The organism is Paraburkholderia sp. GW821-FHT02A12 (assembly GCF_059422005.1).
Genome location: NZ_JBWKWA010000002.1, coordinates 1,534,117 through 1,557,907, shown reverse-complemented (window position 1 = coordinate 1,557,907; position 23,791 = coordinate 1,534,117). Strand labels below are relative to the sequence as shown.

The 23,791-nt window shown below is 66.6% G+C and carries 19 protein-coding genes; 17 read left to right on the top strand and 2 right to left on the bottom strand.

Annotation, left to right across the window (positions count from 1 at the left end; genetic code table 11):
* The first annotated feature begins 8 nt into the window (after positions 1-8).
* From AC07WT_RS28450 to AC07WT_RS28370, 17 genes are all read left to right on the top strand, one after another.
* Positions 9-926 (top strand): Pvc16 family protein, encoded by a 918-nt coding sequence (locus tag AC07WT_RS28450; protein ID WP_494949507.1) that lies wholly within the window; start codon positions 9-11, stop codon positions 924-926.
* A gap of 116 nt (positions 927-1,042) precedes the next feature.
* Positions 1,043-3,076: a phage tail sheath subtilisin-like domain-containing protein gene (locus AC07WT_RS28445; RefSeq protein ID WP_494949506.1), complete on the top strand. Its 2,034-nt coding sequence runs from the start codon at positions 1,043-1,045 to the stop codon at positions 3,074-3,076.
* A 48-nt stretch (positions 3,077-3,124) separates the two neighbouring features.
* Complete coding sequence (locus AC07WT_RS28440; RefSeq protein WP_494949505.1) at positions 3,125-3,559, top strand: phage tail protein; 435 nt, start codon at positions 3,125-3,127, stop codon at positions 3,557-3,559.
* Between the two features lie 35 nt (positions 3,560-3,594).
* A complete protein-coding gene (locus tag AC07WT_RS28435; protein WP_494949504.1) occupies positions 3,595-3,999 on the top strand; it encodes a phage tail assembly protein in 405 nt (134 codons plus the stop codon).
* A complete protein-coding gene (locus AC07WT_RS28430; protein ID WP_494949503.1) occupies positions 3,972-4,130 on the top strand; it encodes a DUF6760 family protein in 159 nt (52 codons plus the stop codon). Before AC07WT_RS28435 ends, AC07WT_RS28430 begins: the two co-directional genes overlap by 28 nt.
* Positions 4,131-4,304: 174 nt before the next feature.
* Positions 4,305-4,838 (top strand): hypothetical protein, encoded by a 534-nt coding sequence (locus AC07WT_RS28425; RefSeq protein WP_494949502.1) that lies wholly within the window; start codon positions 4,305-4,307, stop codon positions 4,836-4,838.
* Positions 4,839-4,850: 12 nt separating this feature from the next.
* Positions 4,851-5,537: a CIS tube protein gene (locus AC07WT_RS28420; RefSeq protein ID WP_494949501.1), complete on the top strand. Its 687-nt coding sequence runs from the start codon at positions 4,851-4,853 to the stop codon at positions 5,535-5,537.
* 8 nt (positions 5,538-5,545) lie between these two features.
* Positions 5,546-6,742, top strand: coding sequence for a phage late control D family protein (locus AC07WT_RS28415; protein WP_494949500.1), 1,197 nt, complete (start codon positions 5,546-5,548; stop codon positions 6,740-6,742).
* A 29-nt stretch (positions 6,743-6,771) separates the two neighbouring features.
* Complete coding sequence (locus AC07WT_RS28410; RefSeq protein WP_494949499.1) at positions 6,772-7,443, top strand: phage baseplate assembly protein V; 672 nt, start codon at positions 6,772-6,774, stop codon at positions 7,441-7,443.
* An 18-nt stretch (positions 7,444-7,461) separates the two neighbouring features.
* Positions 7,462-7,740, top strand: coding sequence for a PAAR domain-containing protein (locus AC07WT_RS28405; protein ID WP_494949498.1), 279 nt, complete (start codon positions 7,462-7,464; stop codon positions 7,738-7,740).
* 1 nt (position 7,741) lies between these two features.
* The gene (locus AC07WT_RS28400; RefSeq protein WP_494949497.1) at positions 7,742-8,164 is read left to right on the top strand and encodes a GPW/gp25 family protein; all 423 of its coding nucleotides are present in this window, start codon (positions 7,742-7,744) and stop codon (positions 8,162-8,164) included.
* Positions 8,161-11,991, top strand: a complete 3,831-nt coding sequence (locus AC07WT_RS28395) for a putative baseplate assembly protein (protein ID WP_494949496.1) — start codon at positions 8,161-8,163, stop codon at positions 11,989-11,991. Before AC07WT_RS28400 ends, AC07WT_RS28395 begins: the two co-directional genes overlap by 4 nt.
* Positions 11,978-14,167: a putative baseplate assembly protein gene (locus AC07WT_RS28390; RefSeq protein ID WP_494949495.1), complete on the top strand. Its 2,190-nt coding sequence runs from the start codon at positions 11,978-11,980 to the stop codon at positions 14,165-14,167. Before AC07WT_RS28395 ends, AC07WT_RS28390 begins: the two co-directional genes overlap by 14 nt.
* Entirely contained in the window at positions 14,148-15,527 is a 1,380-nt protein-coding gene (locus AC07WT_RS28385) for a hypothetical protein (RefSeq protein WP_494949494.1), read from the top strand. The genes AC07WT_RS28390 and AC07WT_RS28385 overlap by 20 nt, the downstream gene beginning before the upstream one ends.
* A gap of 1 nt (position 15,528) precedes the next feature.
* Positions 15,529-17,712 (top strand): phage tail protein, encoded by a 2,184-nt coding sequence (locus tag AC07WT_RS28380; protein WP_494949493.1) that lies wholly within the window; start codon positions 15,529-15,531, stop codon positions 17,710-17,712.
* Between the two features lie 12 nt (positions 17,713-17,724).
* Positions 17,725-19,848: a hypothetical protein gene (locus AC07WT_RS28375; RefSeq protein WP_494949492.1), complete on the top strand. Its 2,124-nt coding sequence runs from the start codon at positions 17,725-17,727 to the stop codon at positions 19,846-19,848.
* A 36-nt stretch (positions 19,849-19,884) separates the two neighbouring features.
* A complete protein-coding gene (locus AC07WT_RS28370) occupies positions 19,885-20,685 on the top strand; it encodes a hypothetical protein (RefSeq protein WP_494949491.1) in 801 nt (266 codons plus the stop codon).
* A gap of 200 nt (positions 20,686-20,885) precedes the next feature.
* On the opposite strand, the gene AC07WT_RS28365 is transcribed toward AC07WT_RS28370, so the two are convergent.
* Together AC07WT_RS28365 and AC07WT_RS28360 are read right to left on the bottom strand one after the other, a co-directional pair.
* Positions 20,886-22,154 (bottom strand): sigma 54-interacting transcriptional regulator, encoded by a 1,269-nt coding sequence (locus AC07WT_RS28365; protein WP_494949490.1) that lies wholly within the window; start codon positions 22,152-22,154, stop codon positions 20,886-20,888.
* Positions 22,155-22,846: 692 nt separating this feature from the next.
* Entirely contained in the window at positions 22,847-23,479 is a 633-nt protein-coding gene (locus tag AC07WT_RS28360; protein ID WP_494949489.1) for a cysteine peptidase family C39 domain-containing protein, read from the bottom strand.
* Positions 23,480-23,791: the final 312 nt, after the last annotated feature.

Here is a 23,791-nt window from a genome sequence, read left to right as displayed (position 1 = left end):
CGCCCCCCATGATCAACTACCTCGACACCCTCCTCCACCGCCTGTTCCGCAACTCAGTCGCGGAGTTGAGCGCGGACGCGCAGATCCGCTTTCAGCCGCCCGACGAGAACTGGCGCGCGATGGTGCCGACCATCACCGACGGCGCAGGCAATCCTGCCAATTCGATCAACGTGTACCTGATCGACCTGCGCGAGAACCGCAAGCTGCGCACCAACGAGCGCGAGCGCGTCGTGCAGGGCACCGACATCTTCGAAGTGCCGCCGCCGCGCCGTGTCGATTGCCATTACCTGATCAGCGCGTGGAGTCCGGTGACGCCGTCAATGGCGCTCGACCCCACGCCCGACGAACACGCGCTCCTCGCCGAAGTCGCGCGCGTGCTCGGCGCGCACGACGAGCTCGATCCGGTCGCCATCTACGCGTTGTCGAATCCGCCCCAGCTTCCGCCGCCGCCGATCGCCGACGAGCGCTTTCCCCTCACCCTGCTGCCGGTCGAAGGCTTTCCGAAGTACGCCGAGTTCTGGGGGACGATGGGCGACAAGAACCGCTGGAAGCCATGCATCTTCACCGTGATCACGGTGGCGCTGAAGGAAGAGCCGGTACGCGCCGGCCCGATGGTCACGACCACCTTCACGCGCACGCTCGTGAGCGGCAACCCGGCGACGGCCAACACGCTGTTCCACATCGGCGGCGTGGTGCACGACACCTCAGTGCCGCCGGCAGCGGTGCCCGGCGCATGGGTCGAATTGCTCACGCCGGCCAACCTCCGGCGCACCTTCACGCAAACCAACTCGCTCGGGCAATTCGTGTTCGCCGACGTGACCGCCGGCGCCTGGAAGCTGCGCGCCAGCGCGATACCGCAAGGAGTCTCCCCGGTACGCGCGATCACGGTGCCGGAACCCACCGGCAACTATGACGTTTCCTTCTGAAGGAGCTTTCGATGCGAACCCATTCTCCCCGCCCGGCACTTCCTTCCCCACCCGCAGCGGGAGCACGGGCGCGCACGCGTTCGCCCCTGTCACGTGTTCATTAAGGAGAGAACGCCATGGCCGTTCAAGTCTCGTATCCCGGCGTCTATATCGACGAGTTCGCCCCCGGTGCGCCGATCCAGGGGGTGGGCACCAACACCGCGGGTTTCATCGGCGTCGCGCAGCAAGGTCCCATCGGCCTACCCACGAAAATCACCTCGTGGGAAAACTTCCTGTCGGTGTTCGGCAAGTTACCGGTGCGCGGCGCCTATCTCTGGTACGCCGTGCGCGGCTACTTCCAGAACGGCGGCAAGGTGTGCTACGTGGTGCGCGCGAGCAACGGCAAGTACCAGGTCATGACGCTGAACGACCGCACCGCGGCGCCGGGACGCCCTGTCGTCACGCTCACGGCGCGCCAGCCCGGCGCGCCCGGCATCGTCGCCACCGTGGCCGATGCACCGCTGCTGACCAACATTGCCATCTATCGTCCGATCGGCGTACTGGCCGCGAACGCGCCGCTGGGCACGCTCGCCGTCACGCTCGCGGCCAACGGGGCCATCAGCGCGGCCAGCGTGGCCAATCGCTTCAAGCCGGGCGACGAGGTCTCGTTCTCCACCGGCACCGACCGACGCGTGATTTCGAGCGTGAGCGGCGCGACGGTGCGCTTCACGCTGCCCCTCAGCGCCACGCTGAACACCGGCGACAGCATGCGCCTCGCCAACACCGCCACCGGCGCCACCACGATCCGGCTGCGTCCACCCGGTGCCGGACCGTTGCCGGCGGGCCAGCTCGTGCCGGGCACCATCCTCAAAGTGAACCAGGGCCCCAACAACGATGCCCAGGTCGTGGATTCGGTCACGACCGAAGTCCTCACCGAAGGCGCCCAAGGCGGCCTTGGGCCGTACACCTACCGCGTGAACTTCCGCAACGGCCTCGCCATCCAGCTCGATCTCGACCCCGCCGGCGGCAACGCCCCCACCGTGACCTCGGGTGAAGTCGATCTCGCCGTCACCCTGGGCGCGGTCAATGTCACGTATGCCGGACTGTCGATGGACCCCGCGCATCCGCGCTATCTGATCGGCGTGCTGAACAACGATCCCGGCGGACTCCTGAACGCGGCGCTGGTGGAACCGCCGCCGCCGAACACCATCGCCAATGCGATTCCGCAGGCGGGTCCCGCCCTAGCCACCGCACCGGCCCAGCCGGGCAGCCTCGAAGACCTGTCGCAATTGACGGCCGGCAACTTCAGCGACGCCATCGATACCCTGCGTCCGCTCACCGACGTCAACTTCATCGCGATTCCCGATCGCCCGACCAAACCAGGCGAGTTGATGCTGACGGTGCAGCAGGCGCTGATCAGCCATTGCGAACTGCTCGCCGACCGTTTCGCACTGCTCGACGCCGATCCCGGCGCGCCACTGTTCGGCGGCGGCAGTCTCGAAGCGCAACGGCGCGGACTCGATTCCACGCGCGGCTATGCCGCCTTCTACGCGCCCTGGCTGCGCGTCGTGCCGGACAACAGCGGGCCCCCCATCCTCGTGCCCCCGTCGGGCCACGTCGCCGGCATTTTCGCGCGCAGCGACGCCACCCGCGGCGTGTTCAAGGCGCCGGCCAACGAGATCGTCAACGGCGCGCTCGGCGTCGAGAAGCGCATCAGCCTGATCGAACAGGGCCAGCTCAATCTGCAGGGCGTCAACATCGTCCAGGTGTTTCAGGACGGCGGGCGGCCCGTGCTGTGGGGCGCACGCACCACGGCCACTGACACCAACTGGCAATACGTCAACATCCGCCGCCTCTTCCTGTACCTGGAGAAGTCGATCCAGCAAGGCATCCTGTGGGCGGTATTCGAACCCAACAACCTGGCCTTGTGGCAGAAGCTCAAGCGCACGCTGACCGACTTCCTGACCCGCGAATGGCGCGACGGCGCCCTCTTCGGCGCCAAGGCCGAAGACGCGTTCTACGTGCGCATCGACGACGTGCTCAATCCGTTTTCGGAGCAACAACTCGGGCGCCTGCACATCGAAATCGGCGTGCGTCCGAGCTATCCGGCCGAATTCATCATCGTCAGGATCGGCATCTGGGACGGCGGTTCAGATGTCAGCGAATCGTGATGTCCCGGTCCTAGCCCCATTCCCATCGCACTCGACAGGAGTTATCTCATGGCGACCCGCATAGACCCCTACGTCAATTTCAATTTCAAGGTGGAGATCGACGGCATCGTGCGCGCCGCCTTTCACGAGGCCGGCGGCCTCGACTCCACCGTCGACGTGATCGAGCACCGCGAAGGCGGCGAGAACATCACGTTGCGCAAGCTGCCCGGTCAGGTGAAGTACTCGAACATCAGCCTCAAATGGGGCATGACGGACGACGTCGACCTGTATCAATGGCACCGGCAGTGGGTCACCGGCGACCCGGCCGCCGCACGCAGGAACGGCTCGATCGTGCTGCTCGACCGGCAGGGCCAGGAAAAGGCGCGCTGGAATTTCTTCAACGCGTGGCCCACCAAGTGGACCGGCCCGAGCTTCAGCGCCGAAGCCAACGACGTCGCCATCGAGGCGATGGAAATCGCTCACGAAGGCCTGGTGCGCGCCTGAGGCCCGCCGTCTTCCTCTCAAGACAAGGATCGATCATGTTCCAGACCGAATTCGAATTCACCCTGCCCTGCGGCTATCTCGACGAGGACGGCACGCTGCACAAGGAGGGCGTGATGCGGCGCGCCACCGCGGCCGACGAGATATTGCCGCTCAAGGATCCGCGCGTGGTCAGGAACGAGGCTTATCTGCTCGTGATCCTGCTGTCGCGCGTGATCAGCCGTCTCGGGGCCGTGCCGGCCGTGAATCCCAAAGTGATCGAAGGCCTGTACGCCACCGATCTCGCCTATCTGCAGCGGCTCTACAACCACATCAACGACCTCGACGACGACGCACGCACCTGCCCGCACTGCGGCCGCGGCGGCGTCAGTGACGACAGCGATGCGAAGGCCGCGGGGAACACGCACCTGGGGGAGTGGTCGGCTACCCCCTCGATCAACTGAACGAGGAGGTGGCCTTCATCGCGTATCACTTTCACTGGCCGATGGAATCGATCATGACGCTCGAACACCGCGACCGCCGCGCCTGGGTCGAGCGCATTTCCGCGCTCAACCAGCGCGCCAACGAGGGCTGAACCATCATGAACACACTGCGCCGTTGCGCTCATGTCAACAGATACGCCGCATGGCCAGAGCGCCTGCGCCGGCGCAGCGACACTGCGCGCGCTGTCATCGCGCGCTTGACAGGTAACGCGCAACAGACGGCCCCGATTGCGTCGGCGAGGGACACGGCCCGCGGTTTCGCAGCAGTGTCGCGCATCCTGCGCCGTTCGGCGGGGTCGTCGTTTCATGCGCTGCAACTGCTGCAGCTCCACCTCAATGCCCGCTGGCACATTGCCGCCGCGAACGCGAGCCGGGCCGGGCTCAAACGCTTCGCCCCAGTTGCGCGCGGCGCCATTCTGCATGGAACCACGCACGAGCGGCACGCGATGCTGGAGCGCATCGTGCAGTGGCATCGCATGACGAGTGCAGAACACCGGAGTGAACACACGGACACGCAGCGAACCGTGCTGCGCGAGGTTGCCGCGCGCGCAGCCTTTCCTCCGGTCACACAAACCGTGATGCGCGCGGCCGGCGCGGCGAGTGCCCGCGAGACCGCCATGGCGGCCCCGTCCATGCAACAGGCGCACGACATACTCGCGGCAGCGGCCGAGGCCGCACGCGCCAGAAGTTCGGAGCCGGTCGCGCTGGCGCAGCAGGAATTGTCGCGCGTGACGGATCACGTCATCCAGCAGCTCGACCGGCGCGTGCTGTCGTTCCGCGAACGCCACGGACTTCTTTAGGCGCGACGCACCATGAGCCTCGAGAAAGCCATCCTAACGAACACGGTCACGGGCGTGAAGATCCCGGTGCAGTTCAATCCGGAGGAGTACACCCTCAGCCGCGAGATCAACTATGCGCAGGCGGCGATTCCCGGCCTGTCGGCGCCGATCCTGCAATTCGTCAACGGCAACCTGCAAACGCTCGAGATGGAGCTGTTCCTCGACTCCTACGAGCAGCACAAGACCGGCAGCGCGATCGTCAACGCCGCCCAATCCGACGTACGCGCGCTGGTGAGCAACGTCACCGGCCTGATGGCCATCGATCCCGGCACGCACGCGCCGCCGGTGGTGCTGTTCACCTGGGGGTCGCTCGCCTTCACCTGTGTGCTGGCGCAATGCACGCAGCGCTACACGATGTTCCTGCCCGACGGCACGCCGGTGCGCGCGCGTCTGACCGTGCGTCTGAACGAGTACCGCAACATCGATCTGGAGGCCAGGGAGGTCAAGCGCGAGACCAGCGACTATTCCAAGCGCCATGTGGTGAGCCAGGGCGAAACGCTCTCGACCATCGCCGGCAAGGAATACGGCGACCCCCGCCTGTGGCGCGTGATCGCAATCGCCAACCGCTTGCAGCGCGCACGCCGGCTCGATCCCGGCCTGAAGCTGCTGCTGCCCAACCTGCCTTTCCGCGACCCCGAGTCCGGCAAGGTGTACGCCTGAACACGGCCATGGACAGATCGCGCTTCGCTCCCGAATTCGCTGTGCGGCTCGATGGCCAGCCGATCCCGGCGGAGTTGCGCGCGTCGATCCAGAGCGTGCGCTGCACCACCGGTTACGAAGGCCTCGACGAAGTGGAACTCACCATCGCCAACGAGAAGCTGCGCTGGCTCGACGATCCCGGCTTCGCGCTCGACACAGGCCTCGCGCTCGAACTCGGCTACGCGCCCAATCCGCTCGTGCAAACCTTCGACGGCGACATCGTCGCGCACGGCGCAACGTTTCCGTCGGGCGGCATGCCGACCATGACCATCACGGCCCACGACCGCCGCCACAAGATGGCCGACGGCAAGAAAGTGCGCTGGTTCGCGATTCCGCTGCCCTGCCCCGGCAATCTGCCGCTGCCCGATATCGCCACGGCGAGCATCGTGACCCTCGAGAACCTGATGATCCCGATCTTCGATCCGGTAGGCGCGGCGCTGTCGATCATCCTGGGCGGCGTCGACACCTTCGTCGCCGTCACCGATCCGGGTTCGGCCCAGAAGGTGATCCGCAAGCAGGACAACGAAAGCGACTACGACTTCCTCAATCGCATCGCGCAGCAAAACGGCTGGGACGTGCTCGTGCAGCATGACGGTCCGGTGGGCGGCCACGCGCTGCGCTTCACCTCGTCGCCCGACCATCTCAGCGCCGACTTCACGTTCGGCTACGGCAGCTCGCTGATCGATTTCGCGCCGCGCATTTCGACCGTGGGGCAGGTCTTCAACGTCGGCGGCTTCGTGTGGATTCCGGCGATCAAGATGACCTTCACCGTCACGCTCGGTTTCGACTGGGATCGCGGCAGCCTGCAACTCGGCATTTATCCCGGCGTGGTGCCGATCGGCATGTCGCCCGGCGATTACATGATCGAGGAACCGCTTACCGCGACGTCGATTCCGCGCAAGCTGGTGTCCGAATTGATACCGCGGCTGAACAAACGGCTTACCGCGACCGGCACGGTGCTGGGAGACCCCGCCATCCGCCCCGGCAACGTGCTGCGCATCGAGGGCACGGGCGAAGCGTTCGGCGGCCTGTACCGCGCGACGTCGGTCACGCACACGCTCGACAGCAGCGGCTTTCGCACCAGCTTCAACGCCCGCAAGGAAATCTGGTTCGGCTCGATTCCACTGGCCGAACAGGGCGCCCTGCGCGTGCGTGTTTCGTTCTGATCCACCTTCCCATCAGCGAGGACATCGTCATGGCCGAGGAAACAGTGCAATACGGCGCCGCCACCCCCGTCAGCCTGACCGGCAAAGTGGCGCCGCCGGACAAGAAAGTGTTCGGCGTATCGGTGGCCACAGTGCTCAACAACATCGATTGCACCGGCGAAGCGAGGGTCATGCTGACGATCCCCTGGCTGCCTGGCTACACGCCGTGGGCGCGCCTGGCGATGCCGATGGCCGGCATGGGACACGGCACCTACTTCGTGCCGCAGATCGGCGACGAGGTGCTGGTGGCGTTCAATCACGGCGACGTGCGCGAGCCGTACGTGCTCGGCACCTGCTGGAACACCATGGATCGCCCGCCGGCGCTGGCGCCGACCGACGCCGTCACCAAGCGGAAGATTCGCACGCCGCTCGGCCACGAACTCTCTTTCGACGAGGCCCTGCAGTCGGTGACGCTGACCTCGAACACCAACTCGACGGTCACGCTCGATCCGTTGAAGGCCGAGCTCAGCACACCGCTTGCGACCGTCACGATCGGCAAGGCCGGCGACGTGACGATTACCGCGAAGACCAGGATTTCGCTCAACGCGCCGGTCATCGAGATCAACGCGAAGACCATTCTCACCGCGCAAAGCAACGGCGCGGCCAACTTCAAGGCGTCCGGCACCTGCGTGGTGAGCGGCGCGCTGGTCAAGATCAACTAGTTCGTCAGGAGAGACGCCATGCCGGCTGCCGCCCGCGTATTCGACAAGACCAGCCATCCCGGCCTGCTCGCGCAGGGATCGCCCAATGTATTGATCGAGCAGCTGCCCGCCGGCCGCGCGACCGACAAGCACGTCTGCCTGCTGCCGCCGCCGGCCGGTCCGCATCCGCCCACGCCCATCGTGAAAGGATCGGCGACCGTGTTGATCAACGGCCTGCCGGCCGCGCGGCAGTTCGACATGTGCGGCTGCGGCGCGCAGATCCTGCAGGGCGCGCCCACGGTCATCATCGGAGGCTGACATGGCGACGAGCGACAGCGCCCCCGACGCCAAAGCCTTTCTCGGCCGCGGGCTGGCCTTTCCGATCGGCATCGACGCGAGCGGCGGCATCGCCATGGCCCAGTACGAAGACGACATTCGCCAGGCGATCCGCATCATTCTCGACACCGACCCCGGCGAGCGCGTGATGCGGCCCGACTTCGGCGCCGGCCTGCGCGCGCTGGTGTTCGAGCCGATCAATACCCACACTATGGCGCTCGCGCGTCACCGCGTGGAAGAAGCGCTGGTTCTCTGGGAGCCCCGCATCGACAGCGTGACCGTCAAGGTGGGCGCGCAACCGGCGCAAGGGATGTTGTCGATCGAAGTGCGGTATCGCATCCGCACCACCAACACCTTCTACAACCTGGTCTATCCGTTCTATCTCCAGGAAGGACGTCACTCATGAAATGCGCTGCGCGTCCGCCTGTCATCGTCGCACGAGATGCGCTCGCCATCGCTCAGGCGCTCGATGCCCACCGCGCCGGCTTCACGCCGGCCTGGCGGGCCGTGCCCGGCAGCGGCGACGCCGGGCTCGCGCTCAATGCGGTCTTCGCGCGCTTCCTCGAAATCCAGGGCAACGGGCTGAACGCGATGCCGCAGCGCCTGCAACTCGAGTTCCTCGAGTCGCTCGGCGCCAACGTGCTGCCGCCGCAGCCGGCGCGCGCGCCGCTGGTGTTCAGGCTGCTCGCTACCGCGTCAGGGGATGCCACCGTGGCGCAAGGCACCCGCGTCGGCGCGGTGCTGCCGCCGCCCGCGCCGTCGATGGCTAGCGACGCCGCCCCGCCTGCGGCGGTCGCGCCCGAGTTCTACACCGAGTCGGAATTCACCGCCATGCGCGGCACGCTCGCGGCGCTCTATTCGATCGACCCTCAAAGCGATATCTACGCCGACCACAGCGCGGCGGCTGCAACGGGTTTTTCGGTGTTCGACGCGATGATTCCGGTGCCGCACCGGCTGTATCTTGGCCACGGCGAAATGTTCAAGCTGAGCGGTTCGGCGCAGCTCGTGCTGAGCTTCGATTTCGCCGCTTCGCGCGCCGGCGGCGGCGGTGGCCAGCGACCGCTGCTGATCGACTGGGAATATCTGAGCAACGACGACTGGCAGCCGCTCACGCTGGTGGAAGACGGCACCGAGCGTTTCACACGTGACGGCAAGATCACGCTCGCCAAGTTCTTCGGCCCGGACAGCAAGCAAGACCTCGTCGGCGGCCACAGCAGTAACTGGATTCGCGGCACGGTGTCGAGCCGCACACCGGGCGCACGCGTCAGCGCCGCCGCAGCCGGATTTCCCGTGAGCTTTACGGAGCCCGATCCGGCGCAGCGCGTGAGCGTCGATCCGCCGGGTTTCTGGATGCACGTCGCCACCTTGCCCGGCGCGCCGCTTCTCGAGGCCGGACAAAACGTGAAAGTCGCCGGCACCGCTGTGACGATGACCGTGCTCGACATCGATAGCACCGGAATGCGGCTGGTGGTCGATCAGGCTGTCGCCGGCGCGCAGGCGGATGCGTTCATCACCGACCTGTCGGGCGTCGTGCTGGCGCAGATCCAGGCCGGCCTGTACGCGGTGGACACCGTCGCCATCAGCGCCGCCCCCGGCGCCGGCCCAGCGCTTAGCGCCAACGTGCTGGGACAGACCGCCGGCGAGCTGACGCTCGATCGCCTGCTCGATACCGCGCGACCCGGCCATGCCATCACGACGAGCCGTGGCGACCAGGGCTGCGTGGTCGCCGACGCTTCGAACTGGTTCCGCATGCCCGTGGAAAGCACGCGCGACATCCTGCCCGGCGACGTGGTCACGCTCGACGGCAGCCTGCTCGCGACCGTGGTTCGGACCAATCAGTCGGCGCTGTTCCTGAGCGCGGTTCTGAGCGGCGCACAACCCGGCCTCACCGTGGAGCTCGCCAATGCGTTGCCGCCGCTGCGCCCCGACGGTTCCGACGCAGCCGGGGCATTGCCCGAGGTCGACGTGATCCGCGCGCGCGTGGGCTTCGGCAAGGCCGATCTCGCGCTCGACAGCGCTTACGTCGACACGGCGAGCGTCGACATCAGCAAGGACTTCTACCCGTTCGGCGAACGGCCAACGCGCTTTGCCACCTTCTACGCGTCCTGCAAGGAAGCGTTCACGCGCACCAGCGCGAACGTCGAACTGGTGTTTCGCTTCAACGAAGCCAGCACCGCTGCCGGCCACGTCGCGATGAGCGCCGAATTCTTCAATGGCAGCCGCTGGCAGCCGCTCGGCCCGGCGGACGACTTTGTCGACGGCACCCAGGCGCTCACGCATCCGCAGTCGGGCGATGCGGGCTTTCCCGAAGGCAAGATCAGCTTCACCGTGCCCGCGGGCTGGGTCGACCACGAAGTGAACGGCGAGCTGGGACGCTGGCTGCGTCTGCGCATCACCTCGGGCAACTTCGGCGCGGACGCCACCGTCAATGTCCAGGAACAACCGTCCGGGTCGGGCAAGTGGGTGGTGGTCAGCACGCCGGCCACACTGCAGCCGCCGATCGTCAGCCATCTGGGGGTGAACTACTACTTCTTCACCAACCCACAGTCGCCCGACTTCTGCGTCACCGAAAACGAATTCGCCTTCGCCGAGCACAGCGACGACGCGCGCTGGCCGCGCCGCGGCTTCGCGCCCTTCGCGCCGGTCGCCGACCGCACCCCGGCTCTGCACTTCGGCTTCAGCAACAAGCCGCCGGCCGCGCTCGTCAGCCTGCTTGCACAAATCGCCGCGCCGGCCCAGGACGGCGATCCGCAGCCCTATGCGTGGGACTACTGGGGCGCGCGCGGCTGGACGGAGCTTTCGGTACGCGACACCACCCTCGGACTGTGCCAGACCGGCCTGATCCAGTTCGTCGGCGCGCCGGATGCGCTGCCGCGTGAGGGCCTGGGCGGATCGCTGTATCGCATCCGCGCCCGCCTGAAGAGCGGCCTGCAAAGCCGGAACCAGATCGTCGGCGTGGGCGGCGTGTGGCTGAACGCCGTTTGGGGACGCCAGGGCCGGGCAATCTCGCGCGATGGCCTCGGCACCAGCAACGGCAACCCCGACCAGTCCTTTGCGTTGCCTGTCGTACGGTCGATGAAGGCAGCGCCGGTGACGCCGGTCGGCGCCGACGGCACCGGCGCGGTCGCGCTCAATGCCGCCGACTTCCAGCGCGCGCTGGACACGCCGCTAGCAGGCGTGCCGATTCTCGATGACGAAGTGCTCGAGATCCGCGAATGGAGCGGCCGCGGCGACGACTGGCAAACCGTGCTCGCCGGGGTGCCCGCCGGCGACGTGCGCTTCGAGGTCGATCCGCAGGACCCGACCGTCATGACGGCGGCCTGGGTGCGCTGGCACGCGCAGCCGCACTTTTATCGCTCGGGACCTGGCGATCGCCATTACGTGGTCGAGCGCGCTCGCGGGGTGTTCCGTTTTCCAGGCGTCGGCGGTTTTGTGCCGCCGGCCGGCGCGCCCATCGTGGTGAGCTACGTGACCGGCGGCGGGGTCGACGGCAACGTGCCGGCCGGCACCGTGCGTGAACTGCGCAGTGGGGTTGGCTTCGTGCAATCGGTCTCCAATCCCGTGGCGGCGAGCGGCGGCGCCGCCGCGGAACTGCTGCGCGGCGCGCGCGACCGCAGCGCTCAGGCGGCGCGCAACCGCAATCGCGCGGTCTCCAGCGAAGACTATGAATGGCTGGCGCTGGCGGCCTCCGCGGAAGTCGCACGGGTGCGCGCGCTGCCGCTGGAGGGTCTGCAAGGGCGCGGTGCGCGCGGCTTCGTCGGCATCGTGCTGGTGCCGCACTCGGCCGATGCGCAGCCGTTCGCCTCGTCGGAGCTGCAGCGCACCGTGCTGGCCGCGCTCGCCGCGCGCGCTCCCGCCGGCATCGCGGGCGGCCTGCGCATCGTGCAGCCTTCGTACGTGGCAGTCGGCGTGCGCGCCGACATCCTCGCGTTGCGTGCGGAAGACGCGGGCCGCGTGGAGGCGCTGGTGCGCGCACGCCTTCTCGCGTTCCTGCACCCGCTCTCCGGCGGCCGCGATGGCCAGGGCTGGGCGTTCGGCCAGAGCGTGTTCCTGTCGGATGTTGCTGCTCTCATCGAAGACACCGACGGCGTGGACGCGGTCAGTTCTCTTCAACTGATGGTCGGCCAGTCGGTGTATGGCGACAGCGTGGCCGTGGAGCCGGAGCAGTTGATCGCCGCCGGCGTTTCGCAACTCAAGATCAGCGTGCCGAGCGTGCCCTATGCCCTTGCCTGAGCCCACCCTCGACAACCGGCGCTTCGACCAGCTGGCCGGTGAAGGCCGTGCGCTGCTGCCGCGCCTCGCGCCGCTATGGACCGACTTCAACGCGTCGGACCCGGGCATCACCCTGCTCGAACTCGGCGCATGGCTCGCCGAGCAGAACATCTATCGCTTCGATCGCGTCTCCGACGAAGCCTTGCGTGCGTTCGTCCGCCTGGCGGGCATCGAACCCGCGATGCCCGGCGTCGCCCACACGGTGGTCACGCTTGCCAACACCAATGCCGCGGTCGTCGTGCTGCCGGAGCGGATGCAACTCGCGCGGGGCAAGACGGCGCTGTTCGAGACCACCCAGCCTCTGAACGCGTCGCCCGCGCAGCTGGTAAGCGTGATGGCGGGCGGCGGCGCCTTCGTCGACGACACGGCCGCGAACCATGCACTGAGCGGCTTCGACGCCTTCGGCGCGAGGCCGCGCGCGGACCACGCACTCTATCTCGGTTTCGATCGTGCGCTCGATGTGCCCGCGGCGATCACCCCGGCCACGCTGTCGCTCTACGTGTGGAACGCCCACTGGCAGGCGGACGACGCCACCCGTGCGGCGCTGCAAACCGAATACGCGGCACTGACCACGCCGGCTCCGCCGCCGTCGTGCATGCCGCCCGACTGGCGCCGGCACTACCGCGTGACCACCGTATGGGAGTACTACGCCGGCAACGACGGCTGGAAGGCCCTGCAGGATGTCAGCGACGAGACCCGCGCGCTGACCCTCAGCGGCTTTGTGCGCTTCACGGCGCCGGTCGGGCACGCGGCCGCCGCAGGCGGCCCCTCAGGTGCACCCTTCTTTATCCGCTGCCGCATCGTGCAGGGCCGTTTCGAATGCACGCCGCGCCTCGTTCATGTGGGCTGGAACGCCGTCGGCGCGGAACATGCGTTGAGCATGGATGAGCAAGCCATCGGCCGCGCGCGCGGTCACGCGCAGGCGCGCTTCGCGCTCGACCCGGCGCCGGTCGTGGCGGGCAGCGTGCAGTTGCGCCTCGACGACGGCGCCGGCGGCCTGCAAACCGACTGGCGGGAAGCACCCGACTTCGAACGTGCCGGGTCATTCGACCGCGTATTCACGCTCACGCCCGAAACCGGCGTGCTGCAAAGCGGTGACGGGCTGCGCGCCGCCATCCTGCCGGCCGGCTACCAGCTCTTCGCCACGTGGCGCGTGGGCGGCGGACCCGACGGCAATCTCGGCGCGGGCGCACTCGACGGCTTGCCCGCCAATCCGCACAACCTGGCGCGGCTGCCGGCGCTGGCCGCGCTTGCGCAGCCGCTCGCCGTCTCGCAGGTATTCGCGGCGTGCGGCGGCGCATTGCGCGAGACCCTGGCCGCGGCGCAAGCGCGGGCCTATGACCTTGTCAGCAGCGTCGACAAAGCCGTGACGCTAGCCGATATCGAACGCCTTGCACTCGCCACACCCGGGGTTCCGGTGGCGCGCGTGCAAGCCGTCGCGAATCTCGATCCGCTCCTGCCCTGCTACCCGGCCCCCGGCATGATTGCGCTGATCGTGATTCCGCCGTGCCCAGCGCGCGCGCCGCTGCCGAGCCAGGCGCTGCTGAATGCGGTTGAACGCTATCTCGAACCGCGGCGGCTGGTCACCAGCGAAATCCACGCGATCGCGCCGCATTACGTGCGCGTGAGTGTGACCGCCACGCTGAAGCTGGCTTGCGAAGCCGACGCGAGCACGGTGCTGAAAACCGCCGCCGCGCAACTCGATGCCTTCTTCGATCCGCTGCATGGCGGCCCCGGCGGCAACGGCTGGCCCTTCGGACGCACCGTCTACCGCACGGAGGTCATGGCGTTGCTGGCCGACGTGCCCGGTGTCGCCGGCGTGACCGCGTTCGGCCTCGTGCGCGGATACGGCGGCACCGGCGACAGCGCCGCGGATATTTCTGCCGGCGATTGCGGCTGCGGTTGCAGCGGAGGTTGTGGCGGAGGTTGCGGCGGAGGTTGCGGCGGAGGTTGCGGCGGAGGTTGCGGCGGAGGTTGCGCCTGCGGCGGCAACGGCGGCGCCGCAACCAGCCGCTGCGACAACCTTCCCCTGTGCGCGCACGAACTCGTCATGCCGGGCCGCCATCGCCTGATCATCGAATCCGATCGGGCCAACCTTTTGAAAAGGAGCGACGCACATGAGTGCGAATCAGTCTGACGACGCGCTGCAGCGCCTGAACTACTTCAACGGTCAACGCCTCGTGGCGAATGATTTTCGCGCCGAGCAGGGCTATCACATCGGCATGCGGCGCGTGCTCAACCGTTCGCTGTATTCCCCGGGGATCGTGGTCGGCCTCGAGGTGGTGCCGGCCGTCTCCAATCCCCCTGTGCCGGCCGACAAGCATCGCGTTACCGTGCGCCACGGCCTCGCCTTCGATTATCTCGGCCGCGAGATCTTCCTGCCGCTGGATGTCACCGTGCAGGTGATGGGTGCGCCGCGCAGCGCTCCTGGCGTGGTGTTTGGCAACCTGCTGGTGGTCTCATATCGCGAAGCGCGCAAGTTTCCGGCCCAGAGCAACTGCACGATCGGCGCGCCCTACCGTCCATGCAGCGGCGATCTCGCCTGGGGCGCGCCTACCCGGATCGTCGCCGATGCGGTGTTCGAATTCCTCGACTCGTGGCCGAGCGACGACAGCGGCAAGATCGTCCTGTCGCAGATCGAACTCGACGATCAATGCGCCGTCGTGCGCACTTCGCCCGCGGTGCGGCGCTACGCGGTGCCGGCCAAGCCGCAGACGGTGCGGCCGATCAGCATCGAAGGCGAAAAGGACATCGACAAACAGAACAGCAAGATCCTTTACTTTCACATCGATGGCGGCACGCCGGATTCCGCGGTGCTGTATCTGCGCGGCGGTCAATTCAGTTCGCTCTACTACTCGGAAATCGGCGCGCACCAGCATCACATGAAGTTCGACAGCCAGACGGTCGACAAGAACCTGGTCCATACCCACGCAGCCACGGGTGGCGGCACCGACGAACAAGGCTCGCACACCCACGCCTTTTTCGTCGACAAGGACCAGCAGAATGGCGGCATCAACGTCAACGATACCGACAACCACCTCATTCAGGGCCCAAATCCGATCCAGTTCGACGGCAAGCATACGCATTCGCTCGTCAACGTGACGCTCGCCAACGCGCTCGACGACTGGGTGCACTCCCATACGGTCACAGGCGACACCGACCTGACGGGCGCCACCGGCATGTCGGCGCGCACGGGCGCGCCGCTCCAGATGCTGAAGGACCTGGTGATCCGCTTCGACGGCGTGCCGATCACCTCGCAGATCTGCAGCCAGCTCGAGTCGCGTGCCGGCCAGGGCGGCAAGTGGCTGGTGCAGGGGGCCAACGGGCCGGGCGACATCCGCATGAACGGCACGGCGCTGAACGGCCCGGATGGCACCGACGCCATCGACCTGCTGAAGCTCGGCATCGAGATCGGCATCGGCCAGCACAAGCTCGAATTTCTGGTCAGCGATACCGACGTCGGCGGCTTGCTGCAATACAACCTGTACGTAGGCTGAGATGGACTTCCCCATTGCCCACGCACTCCTGCGCGACCGCCGCCAATGGCGTGGCGTCCTCTGCGGCGTTGCCGTCGCCGATGACGACGACGGCAACGGCGACCTCGTGCTGGAACAGTTGCCGGCGCCGGCCGGCGGCAAGGCCATTGTCCTGCCCGCGACGCTGCCTTATCGACGCGAAGTCTCCGGCCTCGCAACCGGCCCCTGCAACGCTGTGTTCGTGGCCGACACCGAGCACGATCGCGTGATCTATCTCGACGGTTTGTGCGGAACGCAAACGGTGCTTCCGCCGCAACCGTCGGCCTGGACCGATGCGCCGGGGCATGTCAAGGCACCGCGCGGCCTCGTCTGCGCCAACGACGCGTTGCTCGTGGCGGATAGCGGCAATGCGCGCGTGCAGCGTCTCGCGTGGCCGCGTCTCGAGCCGCAGTTGGCGTGGAGCAACGCGAGCCGACCCACGGCGCTTGCGATCGACGGCAAGCAGCGCGTGCTGGTGATCGACGCCGTCACAGCCGGTTCGGGCGTGCTGCATCGCGTGCTCGCGAACGGCAGCGCAGACACCGCGTTCGACGCCGCCGTACTCGCCGGCGGCCAGTTGGTCCAGCCGCTGTTCGTGGCTGCCGGCGCTCACGACCGGGTGATGGTGTCGGACGGACAGAAGAATATCGTCGCGATATTCGACGAGAACGGCGCCTTCCTAGCATTGCTTCCCGGCCCCGCGGGCTGGTTGCCCGGCGCACTGGCCTGCAATCGCGAGCGCGTCTATGTGGCCGATGCGGCGCACGGATCGATCCGTGTCTTCAGCGTCGACGATGCGAGCGGCACCGCGATCCTGCTCGGCACACTGGGCGGCTGGCAAGGTCCCGTGACCGCGCTCGCAATGGACGGCGACGGCTCGCTTTATATCAAGCCCGACCTGACCGACGTGTTCTACCGGTTCGTCGCGAACGGCGCATTCCTGCCGCAAGGCACGCTCGTGGCCGGGCCCTTCGACGCCGGCGAGGAGCGCACCTGGGAGCGCGCCTGGGCAGATACGGTGCGGCCTGCCGGTACGGCGGTGCAACTCGAGATCGCCGTCGCGGCGTCGGCGACGCCCGCGCCCGGTCCCGCCGACTGGCTGACCCTGCCCTCCGCCGACGCGCTTCTCGCGCTGTTCGCGCCGCCCCCCCGTTTCGCGTGGCTTCGACTGACGCTTACCAGCACTAACGTGCTCGCCACGCCGCGTGTGCAGCAGTCCCGCCTCGCTACGGCCGCGGAGGATTATTTCGACTACCTGCCGCTGACCTATCGCTACAACGACAACGCGCCCGATGGCTTCCTGTCGTGCTGGCTGCGCCTGATACGCGGCGAGTTCGAGCGGGTCGAAGAGGCGCTCGACGATATGCCGCGCGTCGCGGATCCGCAGTTCGAGCCGCCGGACATGCTGGCGTGGCTTGCTCAATGGTTCGGCCTCGAATTGCCGCAGATCGCCGACGACAGCGAGCGGCGCGAACTCATCGCGAACGCGGTGCAGCGCTTCGCCCGGCGGGGCACCAAAGCGTCGATAGCGCGTTTCGTCGCGTTGCACACCGGCATCACGCCGGTCATCACCGAGGCCTTCGCCGATCGCGCCATCTGGGTGCTCGGCGAACGTTCGCGTCTCGATTTCGACACGCGCCTGCCGGCGCTCGACCCGCTCGGGATGGTGGTGCCCGACCCCGCGCTCCAGGCGGGTTGCCGCCCGGCCAGCGCCGCACCCGCCGCCACGCCGTGCTCGCCCTGCCCGGTTGCCGCGCCGGATGCGTCGAGCCTGCCTGCGCCTGTCGTACCGATCGGCCGCGCCATCGTAGGCGCGAGCGGCCCGCTCGCGTCGTATCAGATCGGCCTGCCGTTGTATTCGGAAGAGGCGTATTGCTTCTGTGTCCTGATCGACGGCTACCGCGCCGGCGATCCGCAAACCCTGCAGGAGGTGACGCGCATCGTCGATCGCGAAAAGCCCGCCCATACCGACTATCGCATCAGTCTCATCGCACCCGATCTGCGGGTGGGATTCCAGGCGCGAATCGGCATCGACACGATCGTCGGCGGCGACCCGCCGCCCTTGCGCCTCGGCTCCGCCGCCCTGAATCTCAGCACCGACTTGCCGCCGTCGGAGGTGACCCGCATCGGCGCCACCGTCCTCGACGGTTCGCTCCAACTCACCTGACCGGAGGCTTCCATGCATCCCTATGACAACGCCGAGGCCCTTCTGAGGATGCTCAACGCGCCGCGCCGAAACAAGTACTTCTATGGCAAGCGGATGGACGTTCAGCATTTCCAGATGGAGCAGGACTACGGCAAGCTCAAGCAGTGGCTGCACAACCGTCTCGCGCTGGGCAAGGGCGTGATGTGCGGACTGCGCCTGAGCGTGGATGGCTCGCGTGTCTGCGTCGACCCGGGGGTGGCCATCGATGGTCTGGGCCGCGAGATTATCGTTCCTGTGCGCACCTGCATCGATCCGGCCGTGACGCCCGACGATTGCTGCGGCTGCGGATGCGGCAGCGGTTCGGGGTCGTCCGCGGCAAGCGCGGCGCCGCCGTCTGGGTCGATGCAGAGCGCCGGTGCCGCTGGCATTGCGGCAGGCGCGGCGGGCATGCTGCCCGACAGTGTTTTTTCCCTTTGGCTGTGCTACCACGAATGCCTCGCCGATCGCCAGCCAGTGATGGCGTCCGAATGCGGCACGCGCGACGAATGCGCAGCGGGCACTGTCGTCGAGAGTTTTTGCCTGAAGATGTCGCACGTCGTTCCGCCGTTCCAGACAGATCCTATGTGGTGCGCGCGACTGTGGGGAACCACGGGCAACGCGGGCAACGCGGGCAACGCGGGCAACGCGGGCAACGCGGGCAACGCGGGCAACGCGGGCAACGCGGGCAACGGTGCGAACACGGCTGCCGGTGCCGGTTCCGCCGCCGGCGCGGCTACCCTCGCTGGCACATATAGCGGCGCAGCCGGTACGCGCTCCTTGGCAAGCTCGTTCGCCGCCGCGAGCGCAAGCCGGCGCACCCTCCTCTGTGAAGCCTTCGACTACGGCTGCGGCCCCGCGGAGGACGACCCCTGCGTACCGCTCGGCCTCGTATTCGTGCGCGACGGCAAGATCGTTGTGACGAGTTGCGAAGTGCGGCCCCGCATCTATAGCAACCAGCAGTTGCTCGACCTGATTCTCTGCCTGGCCGAAAAAATCGACGACTGCTGCGGCAAGCACCAGACCAACCTGCTGCGCGTGGCCAGCATCGATTTCCTGCACCGGGGCGACGGCGCCGAAACCAGAGTCGCCGGCATTCAGTCGCCGCTCGACGACACGCCCGTCAACATCGACGGCAAGACCAACGCCATTCGCATCAAGTTCAACCAGCCGCTCGCCACGGACCAGCATGCGCCCGCGACTCACGCGAGCGGCGACACACGCTACAAGGAACGCAACGTGCAGGTGCTGCCCGCCAACGACGAAGCGGGCGCGCCCTTCGTGCCGGGTTCGCTGACCATCGAGGCGCCCGATACCGTGCGCTTCGATCTCTATCCGGAATCGCCTTATGCGCGCGGCGCGAATGGCTGGCAGAAGGGCCAGTATCGAATCTATCTGCGCGGCACGGAGGACCTCGCCAACCACTACCAGGCGCTGGCCGGCACCGACGACGTGGCGCTCGACGGCGAAGCCAGAGCGCCGGCCGCAGGCGTGATATCGGGCAACGGCACACCCGGAGGCGACTTCTTCGCGACCTTCACGGTGGGCGGCGGCGCAGCGCCGGCCAAGCTGCTGCACGTGGCAAAGATCGATTTCCTGTATGGCCACACCGTCGATTCGCTCAATGAGGTGGCGCCGGTCAAGTCGCCGTTGACGACCGTGGAGGTGGGCGCCTACCTCTCGTCGATCCGCATCGTGTTCGACGGCGCGTTCGCGCAGGACGCCGCACATGTGCCGGCCGCAGCCGGGCTGAACGACTCAGACTATGCGAGCTACAACGTACAGGTCCTGCTGGAAAACCGCGACATTGCCGAAAAACTGAAGACGGCCTATGTGCCTGGCAAGGTCGTCATCGAGGCTCACGACACGATCCGCTTCGATGTCATCCATGGTTCGCCTGTCGTCAACGAGGGGGGTATGTGGCCCCCGGGCCTGAAGATGGAATGTCGCCTGCTGTTGCGCGGCAATCCTTTCAGCACCAACCAGCGCGCCGAAATCGACAACACCGCGGGCGACGCCCTCGATGGCGAGCCGATCGCACCGGCCGGAGGCGTGATGTCGGGCGACGGCGCGGCGGGCGGCGACTTCACGCTGCACTTCGTCGTGCAGAACGCCGGTTAATCACTCGCAGCAACGAATCGATCACGGAGAAGCAAAATGGCCAACATGTCCGATCTCAAGTGCGCCTGCTGCGGGGAACCGCTCGAACGCGTCCGTTATTTTCCACGCCAGCTCCTTACGGCTGACGAGATGCGGACTGAGCAGGACTATATCCGCGAAAAGCTGCGCCGCCACAATCGCTATCTGCATGGCTGGGGTGTGGTGTGCGGCTGCGCGGTGGAAGCCGTCGCCGCCGCCACGCCCACCGTGCGGGTCTGCCCGGGCTATGCACTCGGCCCGCAAGGCGACGAAATCTGGATCGATCAATGCATCGACGTCGACCTGAAAACCGGCCCGCAGGCCCAACCCTGCTCGGTGCGCTGGCCCTGCCCGCCGCCTGGCGACGTACCCGGCGTGGATCGAAACAAACGCGCCACCGTCTATATCGCGGTGCGCTACGCCGAGTGCTTCACCCGTCCCACACAGGTACATCCCGCCGGCTGCGGATGCGACGAAACCGGCTGCGAATATTCACGCATCCGCGATTCCTACGAGATCAAGGTGCTCTGGCAACTGCCCGAATCGCACACCAACTCGAGGAAAGACGACGAGGCATGGTGTGCCGCCTTGAACGGCGCTCCGGCGGAAATCATCAGGCGCCTGCATACCTTCCCTGTCCCGCCGTGTCCGGAATGCACGAGCGATCCATGGGTGGTGCTCGCTACGGTCAGCTTCCCGACGGAAACCGACCCCGCCGGCGCCGGCAACCCGGCGCAGTCCGTGCAAATCTCGACCCTCGATCGCCGGGTTCTGCTCGCCACGCAACGCCTGCAGACGGCCATGCTGTGTTTGCCGTAACAGCAAGCTCATGGAGACGGGCCGATTGACGGACGCTGGTTACTGTCGATGGGTCCGTCGAGGATTTGCTCGGCCAGCACATCGAAGCGGGCAGGCCACGGCTCGAACGCAAGCCATGCCATGCCACGCAAGCTACGCGGGCCGCGCGAGCCGTCAGCGAAACCGCGCAACGCGCTGGCCGCCGATGAAACGCGGGCGCTTCACGAGCGCCGCGGATCGGTCAGTTGACCGCGGGGATGAAAGCGAGCGGAAACGATACCGTGCTTGCGCATGAGCTCGAAGAACGCGCGGCGATTCTTCTGTGCGACGCGCGCCGCATGCGTGACGTTACCGAGACTGGCCGCAAGCAGCCCCTCGAGATAGCTGCGCTCAAACTGGTCGATTGCACGTGCCTTAGCGGCGCGAAACGATTCGTCGGCCTGCCCGGCCCGATCCCCATCGATCAGGATATCTTCACTGTCGAGCATGGGCTTGCGTGCAAGCAGCACTGCGCGCTCGATCACGTGCTTCAGTTCGCGCACATTTCCCGGCCAGTCATAAGTGGCGATCAGTCGAGCGCCGGACGGAGCAATGCCCCGCACGTCGCGCTTGAATTGCATCGCGTACATGCACATGAAGCGCAGCGCAAGCGGAAGCAGGTCTTCCCTGCGCTCGCGCAGCGGCGGCAGCGACAGCGACAGCACGTTCAGACGGAAGTACAGGTCGCGCCGGAACTCGCCGCATCTGACCGATTCGCTCAGGGTCTTATTGGTTGCCGCAATGACGCGCACGTCGGCGGTGTGCACGATGTTGGAACCCACCATGCGATATTCGCGTTCCTGCAAGAAGCGCAGCAGTTTGGCTTGCGTGGCCAGCGACAGGCAATCGACGTCGTCGAGAAAGAGCGAGCCGCCCTCCGCCTCATGGATCAGGCCGAGCCGGGCAGCGTGCGCCGTCGTATAGGCGCCCTTCACGTGACCGAAAAGTTCGCTGTCGGCCAGCTCGCTCTGCAGCGTGCCGCAGTTGATCGCGACGCAGGGCAGCGCCGAGCGCGCCGACAGATAATGGATCGCCTGCGCGCACAGTTCCTTGCCGGTGCCGGTCTCGCCGACAATTAGCACGGTGGCATCGGTTTGTACGTATCGACGCAGCTTGTCGATCTCACGCACAAAGCAGGAACTCGTGCCGATCAAACCCCGACGGGACAGTTCATCGTGCTCCGGCGTGGGCGCATGGCCCGCCGTGCGCCTTTCGAGCGCCAGACGCTGCACGCGTGCGATCAGTTCTTCGCTGGACGCCTCGGCAGAAACGAAATCGTGCGCACCCGCATTGAGCAGGCAGAGGATCGATTCGTGCCGCAAGCGTTCGCCCACTGCGATAACGGCTAACGCGGCGGATTGTTGCAACGCTTCGCCGATCCAACCCGACGCTTCGACGACGTCGCGATCGTCACACGGTACGAGCGCGAGTTCGGCTGCGGATGCAGCCACCACCGGACGGCATCGACCGACGAACCGCGCGGGAATTCCGGCCGCTGTCAGTGATGCGCAAAGCCTCACCGAAATCGGCGAATCGCGCGGTCCAACGACATTGCACAGTATGCGATCCATTCGAACCCCGCCTTGTGACGCCTACATGACTGTTACTGGTGCGATCGCAATCACGATCAGCTAACGAGCGACGACGGATATCCGTCATCGCGCCGGACCAAGCCAGTTTCTGGTACGTCGGACACCACGACTAAGACTATGAAAATGATTCGGGTTTTTCCATGGCAATTTCACTGTCAGGAAACGGGGTCATGCCGCTGCGGACCCACTTGATGCCGCAAAAAAGTGCTTTGCATACGTGCGGTATCGAATCGATGCGGGCTGAGCACAGCGCGAATTCTGCTTCATAACTATAGGGAGACGGTCATTGGGCGGAATTTTTAATATCCGGCGGTTTCAAGGGCGAAGCGCAACATGGGGTCCCCTCAGGATTCGGATTTTTGCGTACGCCAGCGATCTGGAAAGGCTTACGGCGCAAGGCCCGGTACTTATTATGCTTTCGGCAATTCGGCGGGGCATTTGTCGCCGCGGCTAAATCATTGATTCGCTTGATTGTGCGCTGCGGCTATCGTGCTTAAAAATCCGAATCCTGAGGGGGCCCCAGATAGAGTTGCGCGATGCGGCCCGCCCCTTTAGCGCGCGGCGCGGGTCAGCGTCATGCCGCGTCCGGCGTAAAAACGCGCCATCGTCGCGAACGGCAAATACACATCCGCCTGATGCGGTGCGACGCCCGACGGATTGTGAAACCACGCGCCGCCGCTGTCGCGCCCGTGCAGCAAAATCAGATGCCCGCCCTGGCGGCGATTCGGCCGCTCGGGATAGCGGATCTCCGGGCTCACGGAGACGATCGCCAGCGTGTCGCCGTCGATGCGCGCGGCCATCTCTTCGAGCGGCGCCTGCGGCAATACCTCGACCTGAATGCCGAACGCCTCGCCGGTCCAGTCGGCGAATGGCCGGTAGATCAGACCGTCGACACCGCCGTCGTCGCGCATCCGGTACACGCCGTGGCGCAGCGCTTCGTCGAGCAACGCCGCGCGCGGCGCGTGTTCGATGCGCCAGTAATCGAGCGCGGATTCGAGACATGTCAGGCCGCACAGTCGTTTGGCCCAGAACCGGTAACGCTCGGGCTCGCTGAAACCACTGCGCTGCCAGCCGGGATCGTCGCACGGGTCGCCCTGTTGCTCGACGATGTGGCTCACCCATTCAGGGTTGCCCCATTGCGTGTAGTACGGCACTCCGGTGTGGCGTAGCGTCGGTTCGTTCATGAGTCGCGCAAAGAGTGAAAGGGAAGTTTTTTTACAGCATGCTGCGAGGCCGCTGCATCGTGCCGTCGAAGCAGCGGGTAAGTCGTGGTCATCGGGCGGGCTTTCGGACGGGTTTTAAGTGTGGGCCTAATCTTCGCAGGCCGCTCGCTTGTCTGCAATGCTGCCGCACCTGGAAGAACCGGACGGCGGCAGCTTTGGCACTGACGGGCAGCGGGTGCAGCGGGTGCAATAGGTCCCTTGTCGATAGACAATCTGGACAACCGTTATTCGCGTCACAGATAATTGGCGTTTATTCGCCAAACGGATATTCTG

Bases quoted from the DNA above. Each gene is read 5' to 3' on its own strand.
- AC07WT_RS28395 (WP_494949496.1), top strand. From the start codon at position 8,161: ATGAAATGCGCTGCGCGTCCGCCTGTCATCGTCGCACGAGATGCGCTC.
- AC07WT_RS28440 (WP_494949505.1), top strand. From the start codon at position 3,125: ATGGCGACCCGCATAGACCCCTACGTCAATTTCAATTTCAAGGTGGAG.
- AC07WT_RS28380 (WP_494949493.1), top strand. From the start codon at position 15,529: ATGGACTTCCCCATTGCCCACGCACTCCTGCGCGACCGCCGCCAATGG.
- AC07WT_RS28390 (WP_494949495.1), top strand. From the start codon at position 11,978: ATGCCCTTGCCTGAGCCCACCCTCGACAACCGGCGCTTCGACCAGCTG.
- AC07WT_RS28385 (WP_494949494.1), top strand. From the start codon at position 14,148: ATGAGTGCGAATCAGTCTGACGACGCGCTGCAGCGCCTGAACTACTTC.
- AC07WT_RS28445 (WP_494949506.1), top strand. From the start codon at position 1,043: ATGGCCGTTCAAGTCTCGTATCCCGGCGTCTATATCGACGAGTTCGCC.
- AC07WT_RS28400 (WP_494949497.1), top strand. From the start codon at position 7,742: ATGGCGACGAGCGACAGCGCCCCCGACGCCAAAGCCTTTCTCGGCCGC.
- AC07WT_RS28415 (WP_494949500.1), top strand. From the start codon at position 5,546: ATGGACAGATCGCGCTTCGCTCCCGAATTCGCTGTGCGGCTCGATGGC.
- AC07WT_RS28405 (WP_494949498.1), top strand. From the start codon at position 7,462: ATGCCGGCTGCCGCCCGCGTATTCGACAAGACCAGCCATCCCGGCCTG.
- AC07WT_RS28450 (WP_494949507.1), top strand. From the start codon at position 9: ATGATCAACTACCTCGACACCCTCCTCCACCGCCTGTTCCGCAACTCA.
- AC07WT_RS28360 (WP_494949489.1), bottom strand. From the start codon at position 23,479: ATGAACGAACCGACGCTACGCCACACCGGAGTGCCGTACTACACGCAA.
- AC07WT_RS28420 (WP_494949501.1), top strand. From the start codon at position 4,851: ATGAGCCTCGAGAAAGCCATCCTAACGAACACGGTCACGGGCGTGAAG.
- AC07WT_RS28435 (WP_494949504.1), top strand. From the start codon at position 3,595: ATGTTCCAGACCGAATTCGAATTCACCCTGCCCTGCGGCTATCTCGAC.
- AC07WT_RS28375 (WP_494949492.1), top strand. From the start codon at position 17,725: ATGCATCCCTATGACAACGCCGAGGCCCTTCTGAGGATGCTCAACGCG.
- AC07WT_RS28410 (WP_494949499.1), top strand. From the start codon at position 6,772: ATGGCCGAGGAAACAGTGCAATACGGCGCCGCCACCCCCGTCAGCCTG.
- AC07WT_RS28370 (WP_494949491.1), top strand. From the start codon at position 19,885: ATGGCCAACATGTCCGATCTCAAGTGCGCCTGCTGCGGGGAACCGCTC.